Source organism: Paraburkholderia sp. RL18-101-BIB-B (genome assembly GCF_046026985.1).
In the GTDB taxonomy this organism is placed as follows: Bacteria; Pseudomonadota; Gammaproteobacteria; order Burkholderiales; family Burkholderiaceae; genus Paraburkholderia.
The window spans coordinates 1-8,283 of sequence record NZ_JARESV010000107.1 but is presented as its reverse complement, the minus strand read 5'-3'; the positions used below and the strand labels follow the sequence as shown (position 1 = coordinate 8,283).

Here is an 8,283-nt window from a genome sequence, read left to right as displayed (position 1 = left end):
GCCAAGCTGTTTGGCCCGCTCCAGCACCTCGGGAGGCAAGGTGACATTGGTGGATTTACGCGGTCGAACCTCGAGGGCTTTGCCCATGTGCGGCTCCATGCAGCATATTATGTGCATTATGCTGCACATGATCGACGGATCGCAAGCGGGTCGGCGGCCGATGGGGGCTACGCGGAAAGCGTTAGGGCGCAGTCAGACGAGGTCCTTCCGGATCTCCTCCATATTTGGTTGAGCAGGTGGTTTTCGATGCACATTGGGATTTTACATAATTAAAGTGATCGGCGTTTAATTCGCAATCCTATGTTTACCAGGCCGAAGAGGCTTCAATTTGTGCAGGAGGTTGCTGCACAAATTCTGGATTCGCCCATGCCTTCAGGTTGCGCGGTGACAACTTGCGCAGGGCGGGGAGGGCTGGCTTGCGCTGGATCAGTGTGGCGACACGCTCTTCAAGTTTCTGATAATCGAAACGTCGAAGGGGAAAGATTGCCTGTCTCACGAGGCCACGATGAAGCGTCTCGAATTGACGATTGGTGACCTGCCAAGGTGTTGGATGCCGTGGACATGGAGGCTGGCTGGTCGCTGGAGGAGCCTGAGCAGGCGTCAACTCCGTCACCATCGCCTGGTATGTGAATCCGAAATCAGTAGCTCAAACCCGCCAGTTCTCTTCGGAGCCTGGCGGGTTTTTCTTTGCCTGCGGGGCGCGAGCTACATACGGCGGTGGAGTCGCTCAACCGTTCAGTTGCGATTCGACGTTCAGAACGATCCGTGCGACCGGGTTGTTGTCTGCGGATTGCGGCGCGAACTTGATCTGGGCGAAGGTGACGATACCGAGAGCGACGACCAGGAGTGCTCCAGACGCGGCGATGCGGGTAAGGTATTTCACAGGGACCTCATTTTGATGATGTAGACAGAAACTGGACGTGGCTGACAGGCGTGTCGACTCAACTTCAGCGGCATCCCGGTCCGCCAACCCGGCAACGCCGGACGCGATCGTCGGACGCGCTTGCCGATCGGACGAATTTTGTGCAGTGCACTATAACACAACCATCAGGTCGCATCTACCGATCACACGGGCTTGTGCAGTGCACTATAAATGATTTACCCGTATGCCCGGTGCGACATCCCGTCGCGAGCGGATGCTTAATTGCTTGAGCAGTTCGTGCATGAAAGATTTCTGTAGGCCGTAACGGGCCGTCATGCTATGTGGGTGATTCTCGCAGGCATGGACGATGTCGAGGAAGCCGTCTCGGCAGTCTCCCCGCTGGCGCCTGCTAGTTGAAGATGGGTTTGCGGACAGTATCAATTGCGCTATAATTGGGTATCAACTGATACTTTAGTCGGGAGTCTCATGTCACTGATTACGCCTGAGGCAGTGGCCGCAGTCATGGAACTGCGGCAGGTCCCGCACACGCTCGCGGAACTCGAAGCACTTGTCCGCGACGGACTGCCCAAGTCCGCGCTGCGCGCGGGCGTCGAACATGCGACGCAGGGCGCTGACGCCCGGCGTGCGCTACTTGCCCGCATCATCCCCGAAGCGACTTATAAGCGGCGTCGCGATCGGCTGACGCCAGACGAATCGGAAAAGACTGAGCGGCTGGCCAGGATCGTCGCGACGACGGCCTACGTCTGGAACGACGAAGAGGACGCGCGGGAATTCCTGTCGACGCCGCACCCGGAGCTCGAGGGGCGGGCGCCACTCGATGTTGCGCTGACCGAGCTCGGCGCGCGCCGGGTCGAAGAGCTGCTCTGGAAACTGTTTTATGGGTTGCCGGCGTGAAGTTGTTTCGAATCGCCGACACTCGACATACGGTCTGGAGCGGCACCGGCGCGATGCTGGTGGGCGGCCGCTTCAATAGCCCGGGGCGACCGGTCATCTACGCCGCGTTGACCTTCGCCGGTGCGATGCTCGAAGTTCTTGTTCATGCGCGCATCGGCAAGGTGCCGAAGACACACGGATGGGTTGAAGCAGCGGTTCCCGACGATATTCGCGTCGAACTCCATTCGGCCGAATCGTTGCCAAGGGGATGGGATGCGCCAGCACTGCAGGCGGCAAGGGAGTTCGGCGACGCCTGGCTGACCGAGTCGCGTACCGCGCTCCTGATGGTACCTTCCGTCGTCGTCCGTGCAGAGTTCAACGTGCTGGTCAATCCCGCACACCCCGACGCGACGCGGATTGTTGTGACCGAGCCGCAACCCGTGGTGTGGGATGAACGCCTCTTTGTGATGCCGACGGTCGGACACTCCTAGATTACGATGGTGGTCGGCTAGCCTCGCCTCGACGCTTTGCTCCTCAACGGAAATGACTGGGACGTGGCTTCTAGTTTAGTTCGCAATCGCCACTCGCAATGGCCAGTGCAGCGTCTTCTTGTATTCCCCATGTCTGGTTGCCAAAGCCGACACGGCTGTCAGTTTCTGTTAATTGCCCTGACAATTTGACATAAATATAAATAGTAATCCTAACTTTTGCATAACCTTATTTATGAACCTTTTCATTGTACGTCCCAAATAGAAATGTCGGGTTTCCGCTAAATAGAAATGTCGTGTTCTGGGTAGGTTGAGCGCCGGACATCCATCATGGAGCCGGCGATGAAGGGGACTGGGATGATCACGATGACGATGCGCGAGGTGGACCGGTTCAAGGTCATCCAGGCGGTGACCGAGGCCCGGCTCAGGCCGGGCCAGGCGGCTGAACGGCTGGGACTGGGCGTGCGCCAAGTCGAGCGGCCGGTGCGGCGTTATGAGGCGGCTGGCGTGGCCGTCCGGGCAACCACCAGCTTCCTGCTGGCAACGCTCAGCGGGCGCTGGCGCTGATCCGCGAGCGCTACCCGCATTTTGGTCCGACGCTGACCTGCGAGAAGCGGCGGGAGTGTCACGGTATCGGGCTGGCGGTCGAGACGGTGCGCACGCTGATGCGGGCGGCCGGGCTGTGGATCCCGCGCAAGGAGCGTGCACCGCGGGTGCACCAGCCGTACAACCGCCGTGCGTGTCTGGGCGAACTGGTGCAGATTGATGGCAGCGACCACCGCCGGGCGGCGATTTCCAGCACAGATTACGTGGGAGCGCCTTTCCGTCATAAATTGCGTGGAATTGGTTGGGCCACGCGATTAATGAAGGAAAGTGTACGCTGGACACACTCCGAAACCACGTGATCTCTGTTGAAAATGGGTGCGACCATTTCCAGCACAGATTACGTGGAATATGCGATACAGATTTACGTGGGAGCGTTTCCGGTGGAGAACAACTTTAGGGACGGAAGGGCTGAAAGCGTGAATGACGACGGCGGCGGAGGATGCTGTGTACTACCCATGCACCGCTCCTACCACGTGATCCCGCGCGGCCTCGATCACGGCCAAGGGGCCTGTTGCCAGGACCTCGCGAGGACGCTTCCCATGGAGCATACTGTTCGTCGACTCGAACCACGAGGCAATCCGGAACGGTGTGAAGCCTTCGAAGACCTTCAGGATCTCTGCCAGTGCAGGAATCGGGTTGCCGAGATCATCAAAAATGTACCTCGGGTACAAGGTCTGGCCCGCCCGCTCGATGGCAAAAACCCTGCCTTCCTTCTTCCACCGACTCGTCACAGCATGCAGATTCGTGGCATCCGGATTCTGCCGCTTGCCGACCATCTGAGCCGTCAACCACGTGGTTCCGTCCAGCACAGTTGCAACCGCCTTAGCTTCCATCTCGGCGCGCGACGGCGTCATCAGCCTGACCGGTGACGCATCGACGAGACCTTGCAGGACACTATCTTCCTGCTCGCTGATTCGCCGGCGTACCTTGCGAGTCAGCTCTACCTTGGTGTGCTCCGACATGCCACCGCCCAAGTCTTCCAACCCGTCGAGAATTGCAGTCGCAGCAGCACGTGTCGCGTCCAGCGCCATCACGATCCGGCCGATGTCACCGACGCTCCCGCGGTCTGGGATCCGAGCGCCAACGCGGTCATGCTTGCGGGGGCCATCGTTTCGGCACTTGAACGTCCTTTAACCATTGCGTACTCGATATTGAGAAATGTGATCGTTTAAGTTTATATCACAAGTCTCACATTTCAAGTATCTGCCTCAAAATGCTGCCCCCGGGGGTAACTCGCATACCACCCGCTGGGGCCACCAGAAGTCGCCACCATAGAGACTTAACGTGATTCCTTCAGAAATGCCACGAGACCATCTACGCGTTCCGTTTTCGACGTAAACCGTTTAGAAAAGACGGCGACGGCATTTCTGAACGATTTCTGTTGAATTTTTATAACAGTTTCTGTGAATGCACTTCCGGCCGATGTCACCGACGCCTCCCGCGGTCTGGGATCCGAGCGCCAACGCGGCCATGTTTGCGGGGGCCATCGTTTCGGCACTTGAACGTCCTTTAACCATTGCGTACTCGATATTGAGAAATGTGATCGTTTAAGTTTATATCACAAGTCTCACATTTCAATTATCTGCCTCAAAATGCTGCCCCCGGAGGTAACTCGCATACCAGCCGCTGGGGCCACCAGAAGTCGCCACCATAGAGACTTAACGTGATTCCTTCAGAAATGCCACGAGACCATCTACGCGTTCCGTTTTCGACGTAAACCGTTTAGAAAAGACGGCGACGGCATTTCTGAACGATTTCTGTTGAATTTTTATAACAGTTTCTGTGAATGCACTGACATTTCTAATGAGGCAGAACCGGACATTTCTAAAAAGCCCTGACACCACTTGTCGAGGCCATTCTGAAATGTCCGGGTTTGGACTTTTTAGAAATGTCCGGTTTTGAGGTTCAGAAATCTCTATGTTAGAGGGCTTTTAAGCACCGAGCCAACCCGCATTCTGGCAGTTCCCAGAATCGCTTCATTCAACTGTTCCCGGGTCAGCTCGCGCTGCTTGCGGGTGCCCACCTTGCGCTCCTTTGGCCGCGGCGCTTCACCCTGATTGGTCCTCGATGGTGATCCGGATGCCCGCCGGTCATCGCGCTGCGCCTGAATGACCTGCGCCATCTGCAACGTGTGTCCCAGCCGCTTGTTATCGACCACAGCAGCCTGATCGATCTCCGAGAGCCGGTCATACGGTACACAGGGCAGGGCAGCGCCATTCACCCGAATCTCGATGCGCCCATCCGGATACTCGAACACATCCAGATAACGATGAATCAGGCTGCGGTTCGCCACCGTATCCTCCAGCAGATAGATCACCCGGTCGTACTGCACCGTCAGTACCTTCGACACGCGCCGTGGCACGCGACACGTCAGGATCAGATCAAGATCGTCGTCGGCACGCAGTGGCCGGTGCGCATCGAATGTGCTCCGCGGCATCTTGCCAAACCGGCCGTTAAAGTCAGCGATGAAGTGGGGCGCGTAAGCATTGGCCGCCTCCTTCGTGCTGATTTCGCGTAGCCGCAGTTCCTTCACGAGACGATCCTGCAGCGTCAGATTGGCGCGTTCGACGCGCCCCTTGGCCTGGCTGCTATTGGCGCAGAACGTATCCACATTCAGCTCGTACAGCGCGCGGCCAAACTGCGTGACGCCCTTACCTGGCGTCACCGAATGGCTATTGCAATGAAACACGCTGGCCTTGTCGCTGTACAGCGCAACCGGCTTGCCATGCTGTTCAAGGTACGCGCGCATCGCCTCGAAGTAACTGAAGGTCGATTCGGTTGCCGTAAAGTGCAGTGCCATCAGCCGGCCCGTTGCATCGTCGATGAATACCAGCAGCGTGCAGGCCGGCGCGCGGTCCTCGAACCAGCGGTGATCGCTGCCGTCGATCTGCACCAGTTCGCCCAGACACGCCCGACGGTTTCTCGGCTGGTGAAGCTTCGGTGGCCGCTGTTTGCGGGGAATCCACAGTCCGGCCTCGCGCATCCAGCGCCGCACGGTTTCCTTCGCCAGCACCACGCCATGACATTCAGCCAGCTTCTCGCACGCCAGCGTCGGCCCGAAATCGGCATAGCGCTCACGCACCAGCGCCATCGCACGCGCACGGACATCCACCGGCAGTTCGCGGTTGCTGGGCTGCCCACGCCGCGCCGACACGAGCCCGGCCGGTCCTGCAGCCTCGTAGCGCCGCACCAGCCGGCTGACCTGACGCTCAAACAGCTGCAGCCGTTCAGCCGCCAGTACGATCGTCTGGCGATGCTGGACGACCGCCTCGATGATCTTCACGCGCTCGAGCTCGTGCATGCTGATCGTGATGAATCCACGTCCGTCCATGGTCTGGCTCCGGGCTGGCTGTGATGCCGCAGCATGCGCCACCGCAGCCAGCCCGGAGCCGGGAACCGGACATTTCTAATGAGCCAGAACCGGACATTTCTAAAAAGCCCTGACACCACTGACGGTGATAATTTATCTTATGTCAAACTAGATTCTGAGTGAATCTGCAATATCGCGCTACTCTTCTTCAATCAGGCCGATCGACGAGAGTTCCGCTTCCAGTGATTCCGGCGCTTCTTAAGGCAACCGTACTGCGCTTTGCCCGCTCGCTTGGTGTCGCCTCGCATCGCATATTCCGCGACAAGTTACCCGCTCGCGAATATTTGTCTCGATCTGCATCGTCAGCGCCTGCCGTGCTCAAGCGTCTCGCCGACGGCTTCGTTGCTCTGCATCCTTGATCTTGGAGAGAACGGACCGCGGGCAATTGTGCAGCAGGTTGTTGCACAAATTCCGTGTCCGGCAAGCCGGCGCAAGTGAGCGGGTATGTAACGTCTACAAGATTTCCGCTCTGACTTTTCCTTCTCTAGATCCAAGCGCAGTCTCGTAGTCTTGGCCGCCAGAGAGGATGCCCACGATAGACACAGTTTCGTCGTCCAGCAAGCAAGCGATGATCGCGCTTGCGAAAGTGCGTAATTCTAAATCCCGGCAACAGGTCTTCGCGCGCGACCCCGCGAGCAGCGAACGTCTGCAGTGACATACAGAAGTCTACGATTGCATCGACATAACGTTCCGCGGTGATTGGAGCACCAGCCTGTGCGATCCGTTCTTCGAGTATCTGCAATGGTCGAGTGCTTCAGGGGCAAACTGAACCTTCCAATTCATCCGCGACGCGCCCGGGATTTTTTGAGCTCAGTGCGCAGTTGATCGGCAGACAGCGCTCGCCCGGGATTGTCGCGGAGTGCCTGCGCGGCAGGAACAACCTGATCGCGCAACCATACTTCGACTGCCCGATCCCGCTCACGAAGTAAGCGGAGCGCGGTGGGACGCGTTCATTTCATTCTTACCCGACCCTTTGGGCGGAGCCCGACGAGGATATCCGTCGTTCGCCGTGTCCGATCGAACTGGCCGCTTACGCGCTGCTCGGGATTGGTTGTTGAGCAATGCATCTGGCCGACAGACGATTGCCTAGTGATAGTCATCCTCGCGCTGGTGCCGGACTGCGAGGATGGTGACCGTACTGGCGTCGTCAACTTCGAACAGAACAACATATCCTGCCGAGCCAAATGGCACTATAAGTTCGCGCAGAAAGGGATCGTGTTTATCCACCTTCCTACACGTGAAGGGGAATTCCTCGAGCAGTTCGGCACATTTTCGCAACGCCTCCAGCGCGCGTGTCGCGGCCACTACATCCCGGTCCAGCAAATATTTGTAAAGCCGCAGCAGGTCACGACGGGCTCCAGCGGTATAGCGCACACGGTACGTCAATGCCCTCGCCCTGCCGTTCTGGCCACCTCGAGCAGGCTCGCGAGTTCGGCGTGCACATCGTCAGCGTCGAAATACTCACCTGTTCTGCGCGCTTCGTCGCGCGCGGCCAGACCGCGTGCAACGAACTCCCGCTGGAGCCGGCGCTTCGCAATACTTTCGCGGAGCGAAGCCTCCATAAACGAAGAAAGACTCTCGTTCTCGTTCAACACTTCTTCTGCAGCCTGTCGCAACTCGGGCTCTACACGCAACGCTGGGATCGTTGCAGTCTTCATGGCGAACCTCCTGTAATGCATTTGCGATACATATTACCAACTTATTGAGAGGCTTGCGTCTCGCACGCCGGAGCGTCATCGACAAGACGTCGGGTCGGCGGGTTAATTAGGTATTTTGCGAAATGCTGATCACTTTCATTCTGTAATCATAATGTGCATCGAAAGCCACCTGCTCAGCCAAATATTGAGGAGATCCGGAAGGACCTCGTCTGACTGCGCCCTAACGCGTTCCGCGTAGCCCCCATCGGCCGCCGATCCGCTTGCGATCCGTCGATCATGTGCAGCATAATGCACATAGTGTGCTACATGGAGCCGCACATGGGCAAAGCCCTCGAAGTTCGACCGCGTAAATCCACCAACGTCACCTTGCCGCTTGAGTTGCTGGAGCGGGCCAAGCAGCTGGGT

At 58.0% G+C, this 8,283-nt stretch carries 8 protein-coding genes and 1 pseudogene; 3 read left to right on the top strand and 6 right to left on the bottom strand.

Going from position 1 to position 8,283, the window contains the following annotated elements; all coding sequences use genetic code 11:
• Positions 1–304: 304 nt before the first annotated feature.
• Positions 305–496, bottom strand: coding sequence for a hypothetical protein (locus P0D73_RS45625; protein WP_408321296.1), 192 nt, complete (start codon positions 494–496; stop codon positions 305–307).
• A 231-nt stretch (positions 497–727) separates the two neighbouring features.
• A complete protein-coding gene (locus tag P0D73_RS45620) occupies positions 728–883 on the bottom strand; it encodes a hypothetical protein (RefSeq protein ID WP_153141799.1) in 156 nt (51 codons plus the stop codon).
• A 465-nt stretch (positions 884–1,348) separates the two neighbouring features.
• Between P0D73_RS45620 and P0D73_RS45615 the strand changes: the two genes are divergently transcribed.
• From P0D73_RS45615 to P0D73_RS45605, 3 genes and pseudogenes are all read left to right on the top strand, one after another.
• Positions 1,349–1,777, top strand: a complete 429-nt coding sequence (locus P0D73_RS45615; protein WP_046565320.1) for an Xre family toxin-antitoxin system antitoxin — start codon at positions 1,349–1,351, stop codon at positions 1,775–1,777.
• Positions 1,774–2,247 (top strand): RES family NAD+ phosphorylase, encoded by a 474-nt coding sequence (locus P0D73_RS45610; protein WP_408436247.1) that lies wholly within the window; start codon positions 1,774–1,776, stop codon positions 2,245–2,247. The genes P0D73_RS45615 and P0D73_RS45610 overlap by 4 nt, the downstream gene beginning before the upstream one ends.
• Positions 2,248–2,586: 339 nt before the next feature.
• Positions 2,587–3,026, top strand: a pseudogene (locus P0D73_RS45605) (transposase family protein); the annotation flags it as partial.
• A 273-nt stretch (positions 3,027–3,299) separates the two neighbouring features.
• Here P0D73_RS45605 and P0D73_RS45600 read toward each other — a convergent pair.
• From P0D73_RS45600 to P0D73_RS45585, 4 genes are all read right to left on the bottom strand, one after another.
• Positions 3,300–3,884, bottom strand: coding sequence for a hypothetical protein (locus P0D73_RS45600; protein WP_408436244.1), 585 nt, complete (start codon positions 3,882–3,884; stop codon positions 3,300–3,302).
• Between the two features lie 881 nt (positions 3,885–4,765).
• Positions 4,766–6,181, bottom strand: coding sequence for an ISNCY family transposase (locus tag P0D73_RS45595; protein ID WP_408436250.1), 1,416 nt, complete (start codon positions 6,179–6,181; stop codon positions 4,766–4,768).
• A 1,125-nt stretch (positions 6,182–7,306) separates the two neighbouring features.
• Positions 7,307–7,606: a type II toxin-antitoxin system RelE/ParE family toxin gene (locus P0D73_RS45590; protein WP_408436241.1), complete on the bottom strand. Its 300-nt coding sequence runs from the start codon at positions 7,604–7,606 to the stop codon at positions 7,307–7,309.
• Positions 7,603–7,878, bottom strand: a complete 276-nt coding sequence (locus P0D73_RS45585) for a YlcI/YnfO family protein (protein ID WP_408321285.1) — start codon at positions 7,876–7,878, stop codon at positions 7,603–7,605. Before P0D73_RS45585 ends, P0D73_RS45590 begins: the two co-directional genes overlap by 4 nt.
• Positions 7,879–8,283: the final 405 nt, after the last annotated feature.

What these genes read in the sequence shown, in the direction of transcription:
- P0D73_RS45595 (WP_408436250.1), bottom strand. Translation starts at nt 6,181, where the DNA reads ATGGACGGACGTGGATTCATCACGATCAGCATGCACGAGCTCGAGCGC.
- P0D73_RS45615 (WP_046565320.1), top strand. Translation starts at nt 1,349, where the DNA reads ATGTCACTGATTACGCCTGAGGCAGTGGCCGCAGTCATGGAACTGCGG.
- P0D73_RS45585 (WP_408321285.1), bottom strand. Translation starts at nt 7,878, where the DNA reads ATGAAGACTGCAACGATCCCAGCGTTGCGTGTAGAGCCCGAGTTGCGA.